We start from the raw sequence: 18,984 nt of genomic DNA on the forward strand, positions 1-18,984 counted from the left end.
CTCTCGTTTATCAAAGTTTGGTCAAGGACAGGCCGGCCCAGGTGGCGAGCAGCCCGCCGAATACGCTAAGGGCCGCATAGCCAATCGCCAGCGGCACCTGCCCGCTTTCCAGCAGGCGTACGGTATCCAGTGAAAAAGATGAAAAGGTCGTCAGGCCGCCAAGAAAGCCGACCATCAGCCCGGCGCGCACCTCAATCGGTACTTCGGGGCGCACCAGGAACAGGCCGTACAAAACGCCGATCAACAGGCAGCCCACGATATTAACGGCCAGCGTCGCGGTATAGAAGTGTTTCGGCCAATTGGCGGTGATCCAATTGCCTGTCGCAAAGCGCAGCAGTGTACCTGCGATCCCCCCCACGGAGACGGCCACGACCAAAGGAATCATGATTTTCTCCGCTGCCTGGGACTTAAACGATCGAGTGCAGCCAAGTGATTGAGCTTTTCACCGATCTTCAGCTCCAGGCCACGAGGCACCGGCTGGTAGAGCGCCAGCGGCTCAAGCTCATCAGGGAAATAGTCCTCACCAGCGGCGTAGGCATCCGGCTCATCGTGGGCATAGCGGTATTCATCGCCGTAGCCGAGTTGCTTCATCAGCTTGGTCGGGGCGTTGCGCAGGTGCAACGGGACTTCGAGGGAACCGTACTCGGCAGCGGCACGCAGCGCCGACTTGAAGCCCATGTACACCGCATTGCTTTTCGGCGCACAGGCCAGGTAGGTGATGGCCTGGGCCACCGCCAACTCGCCTTCCGGGCTGCCGAGGCGCTCCTGCACGTCCCAAGCAGCCAGGCACAGGCTCAAGGCACGCGGGTCGGCATTGCCGATGTCCTCGCTGGCCATGCGCACCACGCGACGCGCCAGGTACAGCGGGTCGCAGCCGCCATCGATCATGCGCGCAAACCAGTACAACGCGCCGTCCGGGTTGGAGCCGCGCACCGATTTGTGCAGCGCCGAGATCTGGTCGTAAAACGCTTCGCCGCCCTTGTCGAAGCGCCGGCGCGTGTCGCCGAGCAGGCTTTGCAACAGGTCGACGCCAATCTCGCTGCCGTCTTCAGCCAGGTCGGAGGCATTCTCCAGCAAGTTGAGAAAACGTCGCCCGTCACCATCGGCAGCGGTGAGCAGGATCTTGAAGCCTTCGTCGCTGACACTCAGCTGGCGCTTGCCCAGGCCCTTGTCTTCGCTCAAGGCACGGTGCAGCAGCTTTTGCATCGCCGCCTCGTCGAGACTCTTAAGCACATACACGCGGGCCCGCGAGAGCAACGCGTTGTTCAATTCGAACGAGGGGTTTTCGGTGGTGGCGCCAATAAAGATCAGCGTGCCGTCTTCGACATACGGCAGGAACGCATCCTGCTGCGACTTGTTGAAGCGATGCACTTCGTCGACAAACAGGATGGTGCGCTTGCCGTATTGCCCGGCCTGCTGCTTGGCGACGTCCACCGCCTGGCGGATCTCCTTGACCCCGGCCAGTACCGCCGAGACCGTTTCAAAGTGCGCATCCGAGACTTTCGCCAGCAGCCGCGCCAGGGTGGTTTTGCCCACGCCCGGCGGCCCCCAGAAAATCATCGAGTGCAGCGCACCCTGCTCCAAGGCTTCGCGCAAAGGCTTGCCACGAGCGAGCAGGTGTTCCTGACCGACATACTCATCCAGGTTGGTCGAACGCAAGCGCGCGGCCAGGGGCTGGGCAATCGGATCACTTCGAAACAGGTCCATGGGCAGCGTTTGAAACCTCTATATTATTCCTGGATCACATCGGCACCCTTGGGGATGTCGAACTTGAACCTGGACGCCGGTACCGGCTGGTTGGCCTTGACCCCGGAGAACAGGATATCGGTGCGCTGGCCAACACTGTCGACCAGGCGCATGTTATTGATCACACCGTTGCCGAACGACAGGCTCAGGGTATCGAACAGCGTGTCCTTGGATTTGGGCTTGAGGGTGAATTCGATCACGTTGCTGGTTTGCTTGGAGGTGATGTCGAAACTGTCGTTGATTTTCGACACGTCGCCCGACAGCAACAGCGCTGGGGTCTGGTTCAGGCGCGGGTCCAGCTTCTTGATGGTCGCCTGCTCCAGGTCCGGGTCCCACAGGGTAACTTTCTGGCCATCGGAAACGATGGTCTGCTCGGCCTTCCCTTCAGTGTGCCAGTAGAACAATCCGGGGCGCTGCACGGCCATTTCACCAGCAGTTTCCTGCAGCTGGGTACCGCCGGCATCCAGCGTCAGTTGGGAGAAACGTGCGGTCAGGGTCTGGGATTTGTCCAGCAGGTTCTTCAGGCTGGCGACGGAGGCCGGGTCAGCGTGAGCCGAAACAGCGGTCAGGGCCAGTGCCGGCAACAACAGCATGCGGATAAAGCGCATGGGAGTCCTCATTGAGTAGTCAGGGCGCGCCGCGTGCTGCCACGCGGCACGGAGTCAGTCGCGCATCTGCCCAGGGGCAATCACTTCACGCGAGCCGTTGGTGTTCATTGCGGTGACGACGCCGGCATTTTCCATGGCTTCGATCATGCGAGCGGCGCGGTTGTAGCCGATCTTGAGCTTGCGTTGCACCGCAGAAATCGAGGCGCGACGGCTTTCCAGAACAAACGCCACGGCTTCGTCGTACAGCGCGTCGGTTTCGGCATCGTCGTCGCCACCGCTGCTGCCACCGTCGAAACCACTGCCAGCCTCTTCAACACCGGCGAGGATGTCATCGTTGTACTCAGGTGCGCCGCGCAGTTTCCAGGCTTCCACCACACGGTGTACTTCATCATCGGAAACAAAGGCGCCGTGTACACGGATCGGCAGGCTCGTGCCCGGCGGCATGTAGAGCATGTCACCGTGGCCCAGCAGTTGCTCCGCGCCGCCCTGGTCAATGATGGTCCGCGAATCGATCTTGCTCGACACCTGGAACGCCATACGCGTCGGGATGTTGGCCTTGATCAGGCCGGTAATCACATCCACCGACGGACGCTGGGTGGCGAGGATCAGGTGGATACCGGCCGCACGGGCCTTTTGGGCGATACGCGCGATCAGTTCTTCAACTTTCTTGCCGACGATCATCATCATGTCGGCGAATTCGTCAACCACCACCACAATGGTCGGCAACTTGCTCAGCAGTGGCGCTTCGTCGTGGATGCTTTCGCGCTTGTACAGCGGGTCGCTCAACGGCGTACCGGCGTCCTGGGCTTCCTTGACCTTGGCGTTGAAGCCGGACAGGTTGCGCACGCCCATCTTCGCCATCAGCTTGTAGCGGCGTTCCATCTCGGCAACGCTCCAGCGCAAGGCGTTGGCGGCGTCCTTCATGTCGGTGACCACCGGGCACAGCAGATGCGGGATGCCTTCGTAGATCGACAACTCGAGCATCTTCGGGTCGATCATGATCAGCTTGGCGTCTTCCGGGCCAGACTTGAACAAGATCGACAGGATCATCGCGTTCACACCCACCGACTTACCGGAACCGGTGGTACCGGCCACCAGCAGGTGAGGCATTTTTGCCAGGTCAGTAATGACTGGCTTGCCGCCGATGTCATGGCCCAGGGCCAGGGTGACCGGGGATTTGAAGTTGTCGTACTCCGGCGTCGACAGCACTTCAGAGAAGCGCACGATCTGGCGGTCTTCGTTGGGAATTTCGATACCCACGGTGGTCTTGCCGGGAATCACTTCCACCACGCGCACGCTGGTTACGGCCAGGGAGCGCGCCAAGTCCTTGGCCAGGTTGGAGATGCGGCTGACTTTGACACCGGCGGCCGGCTGGATTTCATAACGGGTAATCACCGGGCCAGGATGGATCGAGTCCACCGACACTTCGACGCCGAATTCCTTGAGCTTGATTTCCAGCAGGTGGCCGACGGCCGCCAGGGATTCCGGTGAATAGTTGAGTTGTTTCTTTTCGGCCGGGTCGAGAATCGAGATCGGCGGCAAGGTACCTTCGACGGCGCTGTCGACAAACAATGGCGCCTGTTTCTCTTTCTGCACGCGATGGCTTGGCTCGGGGGCCTTGGGCGGCGCGGGAGCGATCACCGGCGGTACCTGCTTCTCGCGGTCGGACATGTGCTTGCTCAGGGCCTGTTCGCGCTCGATCAAGCGCTCCTTGACCTTGGCCTGCTCACGACGGTCAGGTGTGCTTGGAGCGACGACTTCGTTGACGCGGGTGTCCACCTCGCGGAGCTGGGCCACCATGCGTTTGCGGTCGACGCGGGCGGACCACCAACGGTTGGCGGCGCCCTGGAACAACTCAAGCAAATCGAGGGTGATCTTACCGGTCACGTCCATCACCTTGAACCACGAGAGGTCGGTGAACACGGTGAGGCCGAACAGGAACAGCGCAATGAACATCAGCGTGCTGCCCTGGATATTCAGAGTCTTGCGCGCCAGATCGCCAAGGCTTTCACCCAGCGCCCCGCCTGCGCCAGCTGGCAGGCCGGTGGGGGCGTGAAAGTGGATATGGGCCAGGGCCGCACCGGAGAGGACTAGAAACACCAGGCCGATCAGACGCCAGGAAAACAGCCATCCGCTCCACTGCCACGGCTCGTGACGCTGGCGGAAAATCTGCCAGGTCTTGATCGCCAGCAACAACGGGAAGATATAAGCGAAGTAGCCCAGCACCATGAACAGGATATCAGCGCTGTAGGAGCCGACCGGGCCGCCGAAGTTTTGCACATCGTCGATCTTGCTGTTATGGCTCCAGCCCGGATCGTCCTTGCCATAGGTCAGCAAGGCCATTATCAGGAACAGGCACAGTGCGCCGATAGCGATCAGCGCACCTTCCTTGAGTCGATAATGCAGGTGCTGGCGCCAAGCCGGCACGACTGCTGCTTTAGGTGTTGCGGCGGATTTCTTCAAAACGGGTCTTTTCCTGCGCCTTTAGCGCGTCCATCTGTTGAATGACTGCAAATACTGCCCAATCCGAGCAGCTGAAAAATGAACGAGTGTCGCTGAATCTACTGTGTAACATCGGGCGAGCACTTGGTGAATGACTTAAGCGCCACGGTGGCCGCATTGTACGGGTTTGCGCCCCTGATGCCACGCCCCCGCATCTCACCCAGCAGCATAGCCAATTGGAGCATCACAAGATGTTCAATTTGAGCATGCATTGTCTTTGCTGACAAAGGCTTATGAGCTGTTTTTACCAATCCGGGCCAGCTTGGCAAATGGCCTGCATGCGCCAGACCCGATTACGACCACGTTCCAGGCATAGAGTTGCAGAAACACCCTTTCACGCTAATCACCCCCAACAGCCGATTCGAGCTGGCCCGATGGCGCCGCGTCGACAATAATCAACACGCTTGGGGCAGGCGCAATCCTGCCACTCCCCTCCCCTTCCGTAAGCCTGGATGCCATGCTGACTTGGTTACAACGCGACTCCTTGACCTTCCCCCCGCTGGCCAAAGCCATGCGCGAACCCAATGGCCTGCTCGCCGCCGGTGGCGACCTGTCGGCCGAGCGCCTGGTGCAAGCCTACCGCCACGGCTGCTTTCCCTGGTTCTCGCAGGGCCAGCCAATCCTCTGGTGGTCACCAGACCCACGCACAGTCATCTTCCCTGGCGAACTGCATATCTCTCGCAGCCTGGGCAAACTGTTGCGCCAGCAGCGCTACAGCGTGACCTTCGACCAGGACTTCGCCGCCGTTATCCAGGCCTGCGCCGCGCCGCGCGCCTATGCCGATGGCACCTGGATCACCGAGGGCATCCAAAGCGCCTACCAAGAGCTGCACCAGCGCGGCCACGCCCACTCGGTAGAGGTGTGGGATGGCGGCAAGCTGGTGGGCGGCCTGTATGGCCTGGCGATGGGCCAGCTGTTTTTTGGCGAATCCATGTTCAGCCGTGCCGACAACGCCTCGAAATTCGGTTTCGCAACACTGACCCGGCAACTACAGGCCTGGGGCTTTGTGCTGATCGACTGTCAGATGCCCAACGACCACCTGCACAGCCTGGGTGCTCGCGCCATTCCCCGCAGTGAGTTTGCCGAATTCCTACACAACCACCTCGACCAACCCAACACCGGGCCTTGGGTTTCTTAGGCGACATCCGCGCACCTGGCTTACACTTATTTCAAAGCTTATCCCGAGGGTTGATCATGACCGAGTTGGCGCGTTTGAAGTTTTATGCCACTCAAGCCCACTCTTGCAGCTATCTGCCGGACGAGCAGGCCACCACACTGTTCCTCGACCCCAGCCAGCCGATGGACGTGCACGTGTATGCCGACCTTTCGGAAATGGGCTTTCGGCGCAGCGGCGACCATCTGTACCGGCCCCATTGCCAGAACTGTAATGCCTGCGTGCCGGCACGCCTGCCCGTGGCGCAGTTCCTGCCGGACCGCAACCAGAAGCGCATCCTCAAGCGCAACGCCGACCTGACGGTGACATCGAGCAAGCCTCGGTTTACCGAGGAATATTTCGACCTGTACCAACGCTATATCGAGCAACGGCACGCCGACGGCGACATGTTCCCGCCGAGCCGTGACCAGTTCTCCACGTTCCTGGTACGCGACCTGCCTTTCTCACGCTTCTATGAATTTCGCGCGCAGGGCCGCCTGCTGGCTGTCGCCGTGACCGACTTGCTGCCTAACGGCCTGTCGGCGGTCTACACCTTCTACGAGCCGACCGAGGAACGCCGCAGCCTCGGGCGCTTTGCGATCCTCTGGCAAATCGGCGAAGCACTGCGCCAGGAACTGGAAGCGGTCTACCTCGGATACTGGATCAAGAACTGCAAAAAGATGAGCTACAAGACCCAATATCGCCCCATTGAGCTGCTAATTAATCAAAGATGGGTCACGCTTAACTAGAACCCCTTGGCTTAAACACCCTTTTTCGGGCACAATGCACGCCGCTTTTGCCTGGCGCAGTTGCACCGGGCCATTCACTGGATACCGAGGGCTTTACTGCATGTCGAAAGAAGACAGCTTCGAAATGGAAGGCACTGTCGTCGACACCCTGCCCAACACCATGTTTCGTGTGGAGTTGGAAAATGGGCACGTCGTAACCGCGCATATCTCCGGCAAGATGCGCAAGAACTACATTCGTATTCTTACCGGTGACAAAGTGCGCGTCGAGCTGACGCCCTATGACTTGAGCAAAGGGCGCATCACTTACCGCGCTCGCTAAGCAAGTCAATACAAAACGCCCGGTTATGCCGGGCGTTTTTGTGTGCGCGGGACTCATTAAACACCGGAGGGGCCTGTGGGAGGGGCTTGCCCCGATAGCGGTCGCCCAGCAATAAATTAGTTGCCTGGCACACTGTTATCGGGGGCAAGCCCCCCTCTCACATTGGATCTGCATTGTTTTGGAAAATGCATTTCAAGACAGCAAAAAGGCGCCTTTCGGCGCCTTTTGCGTTATTGCAGAACGATCAGGCCATTTCGGCGGTGGTTTCGAACTCGAAGGTCAGCTCGCCATCCTTCAGGTCGATATGCACCACACCACCATGATCGGAGAGTTCGCCGAACAGGATCTCTTCAGCCAATGGCCGCTTGATCTTGTCCTGGATCAGACGCGCCATTGGGCGAGCGCCCATTGCCGCATCGTAGCCACCCTCGGCGATCCAGCTGCGCGCCGCTTCCGTGACATCCAACTGCACGCGCTTGTCTTCCAGCTGCGCCTGAAGCTCGGTAAGGAACTTGTCCACCACGCTCTTGATAACCTCATGGCTGAGGCGACCAAACTGGATAATGGTGTCCAGGCGGTTACGGAATTCCGGCGTGAAGCTCTTCTTGATCACTTCCATCGCATCAGACGAGTGATCCTGATGGGTAAAACCAATCGACGCTCGCGCGGCCGTTTCGGCACCGGCGTTGGTGGTCATGATCACGATCACATTGCGGAAATCCGCCTTGCGCCCGTTGTTGTCGGTCAAGGTGCCATGATCCATAACCTGCAACAGCAAGTTGAAGACTTCCGGGTGAGCCTTCTCGATTTCATCGAGCAACAATACGCAATGCGGCTGCTTGGTGATCGCTTCGGTCAACAGACCGCCCTGATCGAAACCGACATAGCCCGGAGGCGCACCGATCAGACGCGACACGGTGTGACGCTCCATGTACTCGGACATGTCGAACCGCACCAACTCGATACCCATCGCTTTGGCCAACTGCCGCGCTGCTTCGGTCTTGCCGACACCGGTAGGACCGGCGAACAGGAACGAACCGACCGGCTTGTCCGGCGATTTGAGCCCCGCACGCGACAGCTTGATCGCGGTAGACAAAGCATCAATGGCTGCATCCTGACCAAACACGGTGAGCTTGAGGTCACGCTCCAGGTTACGCAGCAGCTCCTTGTCGGAACTGTTGACGTGTTTTGGCGGAATGCGTGCGATCTTCGCCACGATGTCCTCGACCTGAGGAACATCGATGCGCTTCACACGTTTCTCGACCGGCTGCAGGCGCTGGTAGGCGCCCGCCTCGTCGATTACGTCGATGGCCTTGTCCGGCATGTGCCGGTCATTGATGTAGCGCGACGCCAACTCTGCAGCGGCACGCAAGGCCTCGTCGGTGTACTCGATGCCATGATGCGCTTCGAAACGCCCCTTCAGACCACGCAGGATGCCTATGGTGTCTTCGACCGATGGCTCGGATACGTCGACTTTCTGGAAGCGACGCGCCAAGGCACGGTCTTTCTCGAAGATGCCCCGGAACTCCTGGAACGTGGTCGAACCAATGCAGCGAATATCACCCGACGACAGCAGCGGCTTGAGCAGGTTAGAAGCATCCATCACCCCACCAGACGCCGCACCGGCACCAATGATGGTATGGATTTCATCGATGAACAAAATGGCCTGCGGGCGTTTTTTCAGCTCGCCGAGTAGCGCCTTGAAGCGCTTTTCGAAATCGCCACGGTACTTGGTCCCGGCGAGCAACGCGCCCAGATCAAGGGAGTAGACGACACTGTTGGCCAGCAGGTCTGGCACCTGGTTGTCGACGATGCGCTTGGCCAGGCCTTCGGCAATCGCGGTTTTACCCACGCCCGCTTCGCCCACCAACAACGGATTGTTCTTGCGACGACGCGCAAGAATCTGCGCCACACGCTCGACCTCGAGCTCACGCCCCACCAGCGGATCGATCCGCCCTTGGCGCGCCAGCTCGTTAAGGTTGCTGGCATAAGCATCCAGCGGGTTGCTTGAAGAAGAAGACTCACCACCCTCCTCGTCCTGCATATCCTGCTCACCCTCGGAATGATCGCCGTGCCCAGGCACCTTGGAGATACCGTGGGCGATGTAGTTAACGACATCAATACGGGCAACGCTCTGCTGCTTGAGCAGGAACACGGCCTGGCTTTCCTGTTCGCTGAAAATCGCCACAAGCACATTGGCGCCTGTGACTTCACGCTTACCGGAGCTCTGTACGTGGAAAACAGCACGCTGCAATACCCGCTGGAAGCCCAGGGTTGGCTGGGTTTCGCGGTCCTCGTCATGCACGGGGATCAGTGGCGTGGTGGAGTCGATAAACTCCTGCAGATCATGCTTGAGTTTGTCGAGGTTGGCGCCGCACGCACGCAAAACGGTGGCGGCAGCTTCGTTATCCAAAAGTGCCAGCAAAAGGTGTTCGACGGTCATGAATTCATGACGCTTCGAACGAGCCTCCTTGAAGGCAAGATTGAGGGTGACTTCGAGCTCGCGGTTTAACATAGCTTCACCTCATACCCAAGTGGTCGGCGTTAACCGTCCTTCTCGATTTCACAGAGTAGCGGATGCTGGCTTTCCCTGGCGTACTGGTTGACCTGCATGGCCTTTGTCTCGGCGATGTCACGGGTAAACACTCCACATACTGCCCGTCCTTCTGTGTGAACGGCCAGCATTACCTTGGTCGCCAACTCGCGGTTCAGGTTAAAAAACACCTCGAGCACTTCGACCACGAAATCCATCGGTGTGTAGTCATCATTGAACAAAACCACCTTGTACATCGGCGGCGCCTGTAAAGCAGGCTTGGCCTCCTGAACAGCAATGCCTGCAGAACCGTCGTCATCGTGTTCGTGATCCGGTCGATCCTGATTGAATGTTAGTCGAATCTGGCTGATTGCATGCATGGAAAGAAAGGTTCGTCAGTGGTTCAAATACAGTGGTGGGGGCGAGCTGTCAGAATTTCAACTCTGACCGACTGGTCGCCTTGACTATCGGCAAATCGGTGTTACAACCAATAGAACCCACAGTGGGTAAAAAAGGTCCGCGCAGTCAACCTTAATTTATTCGGGTTAGGACGGATAAACTGGATGATACTCCAGTGATGGAGTCTGGTGCAGAGGGAAATGGGTATGTCTGGCGTCAAGATCAGTGGCAAGGTCAAGTGGTTCAACAATGCCAAAGGATATGGCTTTGTTAACGAGGCAGGGAAAACCGAGGACCTTTTTGCTCATTATTCAGCGATCGCGATGGAAGGATACAAGACGCTGAAAGCGGGCCAATCAGTGGAGTTTGAAATTATTCAAGGACCCAAGGGCCTGCACGCTGTAGCAATTTGTGCAATTTGCGCGGGTGCGCCCGGCAAACCCCATGACGAGACACACGAAGAGAAGCACAAGACAGATAAACTCGGCCAATCAAAAAAGAAACAACTTGCATAATCGGCCAACGAGTCAACGTCTCGCATAAAAAAACCGGTCAACCTGAAGTCAGGTTGACCGGTTTTTTATAGCCGCCATTTACATATGCGAAATCAACGCATCACCAAAGCCCGATGACGACACCAACTTCGCACCGTCCATCAAACGCTCGAAATCATAAGTCACCGTCTTGGCCGAAATCGCGCCATTGGTACCCTTGATGATCAGGTCGGCCGCTTCGGTCCAGCCCATATGGCGCAGCATCATCTCTGCCGACAGAATCAACGACCCAGGATTGACCTGGTCCTTGCCTGCATACTTAGGCGCAGTCCCGTGAGTCGCCTCGAACATGGCCACGGTGTCGGACAGGTTGGCGCCCGGCGCAATACCTATGCCGCCCACTTCAGCTGCCAGGGCGTCGGACAGGTAATCACCATTGAGGTTAAGGGTGGCGATGACGTCATATTCAGCCGGACGCAGCAGGATCTGCTGGAGCATGGCATCGGCAATGGCGTCCTTGACCACCACATTCTTGCCGGTCCTCGGGTTCTTGAACTGCATCCATGGGCCACCATCAAGCAGCGTCGCGCCGAATTCCTCAGCCGCCACTTCATAGGCCCACTCCTTGAAGGCACCTTCGGTGAACTTCATGATGTTGCCTTTGTGCACGATCGTCAGCGATTCCCGATCGTTATCCACCACATATTGTAAGGCCTTGCGCGCAAGGCGCTTAGTGCCCTCTTTGGACACCGGCTTCACGCCGATCCCGCAATCTTGGTCGAAACGGATCTTGGTGACGCCCATTTCTTCCTTGAGGAACTTGATCACCTTGATCGCTTCCGGCGAGCCCGCCTTCCATTCGATCCCGGCGTAAATATCTTCGGAGTTTTCGCGAAAGATGGTCATGTCCACGTCGCCAGGCTTCTTGACGGGGCTAGGCACACCTTCGAACCAGCGCACCGGGCGCAGGCACACATAAAGGTCGAGTTGCTGGCGCAGGGCGACGTTCAGCGAACGAATACCACCACCGACGGGTGTGGTCAGTGGGCCCTTGATGGACACCACATAATCCTTGACCGCGTCCAGGGTTTCCTGTGGCAGCCAGGTGTCCTGGTCGTAGACTTGAGTCGCCTTTTCGCCGGCGTACACCTCCATCCACGAGATTTTGCGCTTGCCGCCGTAGGCCTTTTCAACAGCTGCGTCGACCACCTTGATCATCACCGGGCTGATGTCGACGCCAATACCGTCACCTTCGATGTAAGGGATGATCGGTTGGTCAGGAACATTGAGAGAATGGTCTGCATTGACGGTGATTTTGTCGCCGACTGCCGGAACCTGAATCTTCTTGTATCCCATGCTGAACTCCATCTATGGATTGAACATCTGGCTGCGTTCGAGCCTACTCCAGATAAATGGCGACTGAAACCTCGCGCCATGCTCATTTGCATCGAAAACAGCATAAATTGTCGCCTACAAGCCTGAAAGCAAAGGGAAAAGCGCCAATCTTGAGCACATCGTGCGACTTTAGGCGCACCCCGGTACCTGCGACCTTTAGACCAATGGACGACCCACCTTTTGTATGAAGGCTCGGCGTAAGCATAGCGACCTATGTATAATGCCGCCGCTGACCCAAGAGTCACGACGGCTGACCGCTCTGGAATAGGTGCCTTCAGCTACAAAGCCGGACTATTACAATAGTCCACCCGCTTGACGCTCGACTGATGCAACCCAACATCACCGCGAAGAAACCTCGACATTTCGCTCATGGATGACTTTGAACGAACGCGCTCCACCCGGCGCATCTCGAGTTTCTGCGCACGCTTTCAGCAAAGAAGAGAGTTAATCCGAATATGCCCACCCGCTCGAAGATCATCTACACCTTCACCGACGAAGCCCCTGCCCTCGCCACCTATTCACTGCTGCCTATCGTAGAGGCCTTCACCGCTTCCGCTGATATTGCCGTGGAAACCCGCGACATCTCCCTCGCCGCGCGCATCCTCGCAAGCTTCCCCGAGCAACTGGGCACCAAGGCCGTACCGGACCACCTCGCCGAACTGGGCGACCTGGCCGTTACCCCTGAAGCCAACATCATCAAGCTGCCTAACATCAGCGCCTCGACCCCGCAGCTGCAAGCCGCGATCAAGGAACTGCAGGCCCAGGGCTACGCCCTGCCGGACTACCCGGAAACCGTAACCACCGACGCGGAAAAAGAAACCCGTGCACGTTACGACAAGGTCAAGGGCAGCGCCGTGAACCCGGTACTGCGCGAAGGCAACTCCGACCGCCGCGCACCGCTGTCGGTCAAGAACTATGCACGCAAGCACCCGCACAAAATGGGCGCCTGGGCTGCCGATTCGAAATCTCACATCGCTCACATGAGCAACGGCGACTTCTACGGCAGCGAAAAAGCCGTACAGATCGAAGCTGCTGATGCTGTCAAAATTGAGCTGGTCGGCAAGGATGGCACCACCACCGTCCTGAAAGAAAAGACCAGCGCTCAAGCAGGCGAAATCCTCGACAGCGCCGTGCTGAGCAAGAACGCGCTGCGTACGTTCATCGCCGCAGAAATCGAAGACGCCAAGAAACAGGGCGTGCTGCTGTCGGTTCACCTCAAAGCCACCATGATGAAGGTCTCCGACCCGATCATGTTCGGCCAGATCGTTGCCGAGTTCTATAAAGATGCCCTGGCCAAGCACGCTGTCGTGCTGGAGCAGATCGGCTTCAACCTGAACAACGGCATCGGCGACCTGTACGCACGCATCAAGGCCCTGCCGGCCGACCAGCAAGCGCAGATCGAAGCTGACATCCAGGCGGTCTACGCCGCTCGCCCTTCCCTGGCGATGGTCAACTCCGATAAAGGCATCACCAACCTGCACGTGCCAAGCGACGTCATCGTCGACGCCTCGATGCCTGCCATGATCCGTGACTCCGGCAAGATGTGGGGCACCGACGGCCAACTGCACGACACCAAGGCCGTGATCCCGGATCGCTGCTACGCCACCATCTACCAAGCCGTCATCGAAGACTGCAAGGCCAATGGCGCGTTCGATCCAACCACCATGGGCAGCGTGCCAAACGTTGGCCTGATGGCGAAAAAAGCCGAAGAGTACGGCTCCCACGACAAGACCTTCCAGATCAAGGCTGATGGCGTAGTCCGCATCACCGACAGCAAGGGCAACCTGCTGATGGAACAGGCCGTCGAAGCCGGCGACATCTTCCGCATGTGCCAGACCAAAGACGCGCCGATCCAGGATTGGGTCAAGCTTGCCGTCAACCGTGCCCGCGCCAGCGACACTCCAGCGATCTTCTGGCTGGACCCTAAGCGTGCGCACGACGGTGTCGTGGTCGAGAAAGTTCAGGCCTACCTGAAAGACCACAACACCGAAGGCCTGGACATCCGCATCATGGCGCCGGTCGACGCGATGAAGTTCACCCTGGAGCGCACCCGCAAGGGCCTGGACACCATCTCGGTGACCGGTAACGTACTGCGCGACTACCTGACCGACCTGTTCCCGATCATGGAACTGGGCACCAGCGCCAAGATGCTGTCGATCGTGCCGCTGATGAACGGCGGTGGCCTGTTCGAAACCGGCGCCGGCGGTTCGGCACCGAAGCATGTGCAGCAACTGGTTGAAGAGAACTTCCTGCGCTGGGATTCCCTGGGCGAGTTCCTGGCCCTGGCCGCATCCCTTGAGCATTTGGGTGTTACCTACAACAACCCGAAAGCCCTGGTACTGTCCAAGACCCTGGACCAGGCCACCGGCCAGTTCCTCGACAACAACAAGTCGCCATCGCGCAAAGTCGGCAACATCGACAACCGCGGCAGCCACTTCTACCTGGCGCTGTACTGGGCTCAAGCCCTGGCCGCCCAGGCCGAAGACACTGCACTGCAAGCGCAATTCAGCGAACTGGCAAAAACCCTGGCCGAGAACGAAGCAACCATCGTTGCCGAACTCAACGCCGTACAGGGCAAGCCAGTGGACATCGGTGGCTACTACGCGCCGAACCCAGAGCTGACCAGCAAGGCCATGCGCCCAAGCAACACCCTCAATGCGGCGATTGCCAAGTTGAAGTAAGGTTGTAAGGTGACATCACAAACCCCGGCCATGTGCCGGGGTTTGTGTTTTCTGCCTTTATAAAGCGCCGTATTCCGCACGCCAGGCCGCCTCGATGATCGCCAGCAACTGCGGCTTGTACCATGGCTCCCAGCCCACCCTTTGCTTGAGCTCGACGCCAAACCCCGGCAGCGCCGGCAGATGATCAAACACCTCAAGGTTTTTCAGGCCCTGTACCTGTGCAAACCAGGGTAAAAGCGTTACACCGACCCCTGCTTGAACTGCGGAACGCAACGACATCAGGTCCTCGGACTCATACACACAGCGCCACCGGATGCCACTCTCCTCAAGACGCCGAACCGCCAGACTCCTGAACACACAAGGCGCCTTGAACAACGCAAGCAAAACCTCTTGCCCCTCTACCGGCGGCACCGCATGTTCGCCACCCAGCCACCGCAACGAAAGCGCATGCAGTGGCTCCCCGGCGACTTTTTGCAACTCGTCGATCATCAGGCCAATATCAATGTCACCCTCGCTGAATGCCTGAGAAAGCAACATCGAGCGCGCAACCTTGACCACGATTCGTACGGACGGCATCTCAAGAGCCACAGCAGGAATAATGCGCTGCACGATCTCTTCGCTGAAATATTCGGGTATGCCCAGCGTCACCGACTCCTGGGAGCGACTTGCATCAAACAGACTGCCCACTTTGTCGTTAACACTCACGATTTGCTGGGCGTAGCCGGTCAGGCGCTCGCCTTCCAAAGTGAGCAACACTTGACGATTGTCACGAGCAAAGAGTTCGACACCCAGCAGATCCTCCATTCGCCTGATCTGCTGACTGATCGCCGGCTGGGTCAGGCTCAACGCCTGCGCGGCCCGAGTAAAACTGCCCAACTCCGCCACCTTGAGAAAGCTGCGCAGCGATTGAATATCAAAATTGACTCTCATGGCTTCGCCCAAGTGAGTGAGTAAACGCGCAGGGCATTAGTGCAAGGCACGGAGCATCTCTGTCAAGACTGCCTACCTGGCCCGCCCATGATTCATCCAATAAACCCCAGCCCCTGACACAACGAACCCGAGAATCGCCACCGCACTCGGCATCTCTCCCAACACCATCGACGCCATGATCTGCGTGACAGCCGGGATCACATGAAACAAGTTCGTCGCCTTACTCGCCTCCCCCCGCCGAATCATCAGGTACAGCAGAGTCAGCGCGCCGACCGAGTTCATTACAGTGATCCACGCTACCGAAGCAGCGAAGGGCACCCACTGCGTCACCTGCATGGTCTCGGTGGTATAGGCCAGCAGTAACATGACCAGCGATGCGGTGACCATCTGAATGAAACAGCCCACCCACAGGTTGACACCACCGAGGAAACATTTCTGATAAAGCGTGCCAAGGGTGATGCCTATCAGCGCCAGCCCCACCGCGCCATAACCGCCGATTGACGCCTGTGCACCAAAAAAACTGCTGCCGACCACAATGGCCACGCCGCCCACACCCAGGATCGAGCCTGGCAAGTCGCGCCAGCTCAATTGCTCGCCCAAACAGAAGTAGGCGCCGATCACAACAAATACGGGCATCAAACCGACAATCAGCGCAGCTTGCCCAGCCGGGACGCCCTGACTTATCCCGGTATACAGGCCGCCAAATTGCAGCGCCTGCAAGAGCAAGCCCACGGCTGCCGCGTGAAGGTAAGGTGTAAGCCGCCTGGGCCACTCGGCCTTGATGGCGAGCGCTACTCCCAGGAATACCAGAGCAGCCAGGGCAAACCGGTAGAACGTCATGGTGAACGGCTCGCCATAACGCACACCAAAAGCACCGCCAATGTAGCCGGAACTCCACAACAGGATGAAGGCAATAGGTAATGGCGATGTAAGGCGCACTTCGTAGCTTTTGTGGGCAATCGGGTTCATGACGCTCTCCGGACTAATGGCTCTGGAGAGATAAGCTGCGCCCTTGGCTGAAATCGGTAAAATCATAAAATGTCAGGCGCATCATGCAGATTGCTTATGCACATCCATGACCAAACCCACATTGACTGCAACCCTGTCCGAAGACTTCACAGCATTCAAAATCGAGAGGCATCCCATGACCTGGCAACCCCACATCACCGTCGCCACCATCGTCGAAGACAACGGCAAGTTCCTGATGGTCGAAGAACTCAAGGGCGGCCGCGCCGTACTCAACCAGCCTGCCGGCCACCTCGACCCGCATGAAACCCTTACCGACGCCGCCGTGCGCGAAACCCTCGAAGAAACTGGCTGGGACGTCGAAGCCACCGGCATCGTCGGCATCTACCTGTACACCGCCCCAAGCAACGGCGTGACCTATCAACGTGTCTGCTTTATTGCCAAAGCCCTGAAACACCACCCCGACTATCAACTCGACGACGGCATCCTGCGCGCCCGCTGGCTGAGCCGTGACGAGCTGATGGCCGTACGCGAGGACTGGCGCAGTGAGCTGATCATCCGCTGTATCGATGATTATCTGGCCGGCCAGCGTCACAGTCTCGAATTGATCCGCCCTTCTCTTTAGCCTTGCGGGCCCAGGCCTGCTAGAATCGCGTCCTTTTTCAAGACACCCGTTGAAACCCTATGCGTGATCCAGCCCCTTCTGACACACAAAAGAAGCGCGTCATCGTCGGCATGTCCGGCGGCGTGGATTCTTCCGTTTCCGCCGTTCTGCTCATGGAGCAGGGTTATGAGGTGGAAGGCCTGTTCATGAAGAACTGGGAAGAAGACGATGGAACGGAATATTGCACCGCCATGGACGACCTGGCTGACGCCCAGGCCGTGTGCGACAAGATCGGTATCAAGCTGCACACCGCCAACTTCGCCGCCGAGTACTGGGACAACGTGTTCGAGCACTTCCTGGCCGAATACAAGGCCGGCCGCACGCCGAACCCGGACATCCTGTGCAACCGGGAAATCAAGTTCAAGGCATTCCTCGACTACGCCATGATCCTCGGCGCCGACCTGATTGCTACTGGCCACTACGTGCGCCGCCGCGATATCGATGGGCGCACCGAACTGCTCAAGGGCCTGGACCCGAACAAGGACCAGAGTTACTTCCTGCACGCCGTCGGCGGTGAACAGATAGCCAAGACTCTGTTCCCGGTCGGCGAGCTGGAAAAGCCCGAAGTGCGCAGGATCGCCGAGATACACGGCCTGGCCACCGCCAAGAAGAAAGACTCCACCGGGATTTGCTTTATCGGCGAACGCCGTTTCAGCGACTTCCTCAAGCAATACCTGCCGGCGCAGCCGGGCGAGATCAAGACCACCGACGGTGAAGTCATCGGCCGCCATCACGGCCTGATGTACCACACCATCGGCCAGCGCCAGGGCCTGGGCATCGGCGGCTTGAAAGACGCCGGTGAAGAGCCGTGGTACGTACTGGTCAAGGATCTGGAAAACAACGTGTTGATCGTCGGCCAGGGCAATGAACATCCGCTGCTGTTCTCGGGCGCGCTGCTGGCCTCTGACATCTATTGGGTCAACCCGATCGACCTCAGCACCCCGCGCCACCTGACCGCCAAGGTGCGCTATCGCCAGAGCGACCAGCCCTGCACCCTGGAAAAAACCGCCACCGGCTACCGCGCCACCTTCGATGACCCGCAACGCGCGGTCACCCCTGGCCAGTCCGTGGTGTTCTATGACGGCGAAATCTGCCTGGGCGGCGGCGTGATTGAAGTCGCGCAAGCCTGGAGCAACCCGGCATGAGCCCGACCCAGGAGCAATTGACGGCACTCGGCGGCGTATTTCTCTGCGCCGTGCTGGTGGACAAGATCGCCAAGACCGGCCAGGTCACCGAAGCGGGCCTGACCTGCATGCTCGGCAGCCTGCTGATCCGCGACCCCAAGGACACACTGCAAGTCTACGGGGGCGACGACCTGGCGCTGCGCGAAGGTTACCGCGCACTGATCGGCGCCCTGGAGCGCGACCCGAGCACCCTACAGCGTGAGCCGTTGCGCTACGCCCTGTCGATGCTCGGTCTTGAACGCCAATTGGCCAAGCGTGAAGACATGCTGGAAACCATTGGCAAGCGCTTGCCACAGATCCAATCCCAGGTGGAGCACTTCGGGCCAGCCCACGAAAACGTGATCGCCGCCTGCGGTGCGCTGTACCAGGACACGTTGAGCACCTTGCGCCAGCGGATCCAGGTCCACGGTGACATGCGCAACCTGCAACAACCGAACAACGCCTCGAAGATCCGCGCCCTGCTGTTGGCCGGTATTCGCTCGGCACGGTTGTGGCGCCAGCTGGGCGGTCATCGTTGGCAGTTGGTCATAAGCCGTCGCAAATTGCTCAAAGAGCTTTACCCGTTGATGCGCAACGAATAAGTCGCAGCGACAGGCCCTTTTCAAGCCGTTACGCGTAATACGCCGGTCAGTTGGCAACGGACCGGCGGATTTTTTCATGT

General features: G+C 58.7%; 17 protein-coding genes. 8 read left to right on the forward strand and 9 right to left on the reverse strand.

Annotation, left to right across the window (positions count from 1 at the left end; genetic code table 11):
- Window positions 1-10: 10 nt before the first annotated feature.
- Genes crcB through PspS35_RS17490 form a run of 4 tightly spaced genes read right to left on the reverse strand, consistent with a single transcriptional unit; the run spans window position 11 to window position 4,817 of the window.
- Window positions 11-385, reverse strand: coding sequence for a fluoride efflux transporter CrcB (crcB, locus tag PspS35_RS17475; RefSeq protein ID WP_159936060.1), 375 nt, complete (start codon window positions 383-385; stop codon window positions 11-13).
- Window positions 382-1,707, reverse strand: coding sequence for a replication-associated recombination protein A (locus tag PspS35_RS17480; RefSeq protein ID WP_159936061.1), 1,326 nt, complete (start codon window positions 1,705-1,707; stop codon window positions 382-384). The genes crcB and PspS35_RS17480 overlap by 4 nt, the downstream gene beginning before the upstream one ends.
- 23 nt (window positions 1,708-1,730) lie before the next feature.
- Window positions 1,731-2,354: an outer membrane lipoprotein chaperone LolA gene (lolA, locus tag PspS35_RS17485; protein WP_159936062.1), complete on the reverse strand. Its 624-nt coding sequence runs from the start codon at window positions 2,352-2,354 to the stop codon at window positions 1,731-1,733.
- 54 nt (window positions 2,355-2,408) lie between these two features.
- Window positions 2,409-4,817, reverse strand: a complete 2,409-nt coding sequence (locus PspS35_RS17490; protein WP_159936064.1) for a DNA translocase FtsK — start codon at window positions 4,815-4,817, stop codon at window positions 2,409-2,411.
- Window positions 4,818-5,313: 496 nt separating this feature from the next.
- Between PspS35_RS17490 and aat the strand changes: the two genes are divergently transcribed.
- The 3 genes from aat to infA all read left to right on the forward strand — a co-directional run bounded on the left by aat (window position 5,314) and on the right by infA (window position 7,077).
- Window positions 5,314-5,994 (forward strand): leucyl/phenylalanyl-tRNA--protein transferase, encoded by a 681-nt coding sequence (gene aat, locus PspS35_RS17495; RefSeq protein ID WP_159936066.1) that lies wholly within the window; start codon window positions 5,314-5,316, stop codon window positions 5,992-5,994.
- 56 nt (window positions 5,995-6,050) lie between these two features.
- On the forward strand, window positions 6,051-6,758 hold the full coding sequence (locus PspS35_RS17500) for an arginyltransferase (protein WP_159936067.1): 708 nt from the start codon (window positions 6,051-6,053) through the stop codon (window positions 6,756-6,758).
- A gap of 100 nt (window positions 6,759-6,858) precedes the next feature.
- Window positions 6,859-7,077, forward strand: a complete 219-nt coding sequence (infA, locus tag PspS35_RS17505) for a translation initiation factor IF-1 (protein ID WP_002553999.1) — start codon at window positions 6,859-6,861, stop codon at window positions 7,075-7,077.
- 244 nt (window positions 7,078-7,321) lie between these two features.
- Here the strand turns inward: infA and clpA are convergent, their stop codons facing one another.
- Together clpA and clpS are read right to left on the reverse strand one after the other, a co-directional pair.
- Window positions 7,322-9,592 (reverse strand): ATP-dependent Clp protease ATP-binding subunit ClpA, encoded by a 2,271-nt coding sequence (gene clpA, locus PspS35_RS17510; RefSeq protein ID WP_159936068.1) that lies wholly within the window; start codon window positions 9,590-9,592, stop codon window positions 7,322-7,324.
- A 29-nt stretch (window positions 9,593-9,621) separates the two neighbouring features.
- A complete protein-coding gene (clpS, locus tag PspS35_RS17515; protein ID WP_010567912.1) occupies window positions 9,622-9,990 on the reverse strand; it encodes an ATP-dependent Clp protease adapter ClpS in 369 nt (122 codons plus the stop codon).
- A gap of 225 nt (window positions 9,991-10,215) precedes the next feature.
- Here clpS and cspD point away from each other — a divergent pair, with 225 nt between their 5' ends.
- Window positions 10,216-10,524 (forward strand): cold shock domain-containing protein CspD, encoded by a 309-nt coding sequence (gene cspD, locus PspS35_RS30545; protein WP_159936069.1) that lies wholly within the window; start codon window positions 10,216-10,218, stop codon window positions 10,522-10,524.
- 78 nt (window positions 10,525-10,602) lie between these two features.
- Here the strand turns inward: cspD and icd are convergent, their stop codons facing one another.
- Complete coding sequence (gene icd / locus PspS35_RS17525; RefSeq protein WP_159936070.1) at window positions 10,603-11,859, reverse strand: NADP-dependent isocitrate dehydrogenase; 1,257 nt, start codon at window positions 11,857-11,859, stop codon at window positions 10,603-10,605.
- 494 nt (window positions 11,860-12,353) lie between these two features.
- Between icd and PspS35_RS17530 the strand changes: the two genes are divergently transcribed.
- Window positions 12,354-14,579 (forward strand): NADP-dependent isocitrate dehydrogenase, encoded by a 2,226-nt coding sequence (locus PspS35_RS17530; RefSeq protein WP_159936071.1) that lies wholly within the window; start codon window positions 12,354-12,356, stop codon window positions 14,577-14,579.
- A 57-nt stretch (window positions 14,580-14,636) separates the two neighbouring features.
- On the opposite strand, the gene PspS35_RS17535 is transcribed toward PspS35_RS17530, so the two are convergent.
- Window positions 14,637-15,509, reverse strand: coding sequence for a LysR family transcriptional regulator (locus tag PspS35_RS17535; RefSeq protein ID WP_159936072.1), 873 nt, complete (start codon window positions 15,507-15,509; stop codon window positions 14,637-14,639).
- A gap of 72 nt (window positions 15,510-15,581) precedes the next feature.
- Complete coding sequence (locus tag PspS35_RS17540) at window positions 15,582-16,478, reverse strand: DMT family transporter (protein ID WP_159936073.1); 897 nt, start codon at window positions 16,476-16,478, stop codon at window positions 15,582-15,584.
- Window positions 16,479-16,653: 175 nt separating this feature from the next.
- On the opposite strand from PspS35_RS17540, the gene PspS35_RS17545 reads away from it, so the two are divergent.
- From PspS35_RS17545 to hflD, 3 genes are read left to right on the forward strand one after another with little or no spacing between them, the layout of a single operon-like run.
- Window positions 16,654-17,100, forward strand: a complete 447-nt coding sequence (locus PspS35_RS17545; RefSeq protein ID WP_159936074.1) for an NUDIX hydrolase — start codon at window positions 16,654-16,656, stop codon at window positions 17,098-17,100.
- A 59-nt stretch (window positions 17,101-17,159) separates the two neighbouring features.
- On the forward strand, window positions 17,160-18,284 hold the full coding sequence (gene mnmA, locus PspS35_RS17550) for a tRNA 2-thiouridine(34) synthase MnmA (protein WP_159936075.1): 1,125 nt from the start codon (window positions 17,160-17,162) through the stop codon (window positions 18,282-18,284).
- The gene (gene hflD, locus PspS35_RS17555; protein WP_159936076.1) at window positions 18,281-18,904 is read left to right on the forward strand and encodes a high frequency lysogenization protein HflD; all 624 of its coding nucleotides are present in this window, start codon (window positions 18,281-18,283) and stop codon (window positions 18,902-18,904) included. Before mnmA ends, hflD begins: the two co-directional genes overlap by 4 nt.
- Window positions 18,905-18,984 lie beyond the last annotated feature (80 nt).

Source organism: Pseudomonas sp. S35, assembly GCF_009866765.1.
Taxonomy (GTDB): domain Bacteria; phylum Pseudomonadota; class Gammaproteobacteria; order Pseudomonadales; family Pseudomonadaceae; genus Aquipseudomonas.

What these genes read in the sequence shown, in the direction of transcription:
- crcB (WP_159936060.1), bottom strand. Translation starts at nt 385, where the DNA reads ATGATTCCTTTGGTCGTGGCCGTCTCCGTGGGGGGGATCGCAGGTACA.
- PspS35_RS17480 (WP_159936061.1), bottom strand. Translation starts at nt 1,707, where the DNA reads ATGGACCTGTTTCGAAGTGATCCGATTGCCCAGCCCCTGGCCGCGCGC.
- lolA (WP_159936062.1), bottom strand. Translation starts at nt 2,354, where the DNA reads ATGCGCTTTATCCGCATGCTGTTGTTGCCGGCACTGGCCCTGACCGCT.
- aat (WP_159936066.1), top strand. Translation starts at nt 5,314, where the DNA reads ATGCTGACTTGGTTACAACGCGACTCCTTGACCTTCCCCCCGCTGGCC.
- PspS35_RS17500 (WP_159936067.1), top strand. Translation starts at nt 6,051, where the DNA reads ATGACCGAGTTGGCGCGTTTGAAGTTTTATGCCACTCAAGCCCACTCT.
- infA (WP_002553999.1), top strand. Translation starts at nt 6,859, where the DNA reads ATGTCGAAAGAAGACAGCTTCGAAATGGAAGGCACTGTCGTCGACACC.
- clpA (WP_159936068.1), bottom strand. Translation starts at nt 9,592, where the DNA reads ATGTTAAACCGCGAGCTCGAAGTCACCCTCAATCTTGCCTTCAAGGAG.
- clpS (WP_010567912.1), bottom strand. Translation starts at nt 9,990, where the DNA reads ATGCATGCAATCAGCCAGATTCGACTAACATTCAATCAGGATCGACCG.
- cspD (WP_159936069.1), top strand. Translation starts at nt 10,216, where the DNA reads ATGTCTGGCGTCAAGATCAGTGGCAAGGTCAAGTGGTTCAACAATGCC.
- icd (WP_159936070.1), bottom strand. Translation starts at nt 11,859, where the DNA reads ATGGGATACAAGAAGATTCAGGTTCCGGCAGTCGGCGACAAAATCACC.
- PspS35_RS17530 (WP_159936071.1), top strand. Translation starts at nt 12,354, where the DNA reads ATGCCCACCCGCTCGAAGATCATCTACACCTTCACCGACGAAGCCCCT.
- PspS35_RS17535 (WP_159936072.1), bottom strand. Translation starts at nt 15,509, where the DNA reads ATGAGAGTCAATTTTGATATTCAATCGCTGCGCAGCTTTCTCAAGGTG.
- PspS35_RS17540 (WP_159936073.1), bottom strand. Translation starts at nt 16,478, where the DNA reads ATGAACCCGATTGCCCACAAAAGCTACGAAGTGCGCCTTACATCGCCA.
- PspS35_RS17545 (WP_159936074.1), top strand. Translation starts at nt 16,654, where the DNA reads ATGACCTGGCAACCCCACATCACCGTCGCCACCATCGTCGAAGACAAC.
- mnmA (WP_159936075.1), top strand. Translation starts at nt 17,160, where the DNA reads ATGCGTGATCCAGCCCCTTCTGACACACAAAAGAAGCGCGTCATCGTC.
- hflD (WP_159936076.1), top strand. Translation starts at nt 18,281, where the DNA reads ATGAGCCCGACCCAGGAGCAATTGACGGCACTCGGCGGCGTATTTCTC.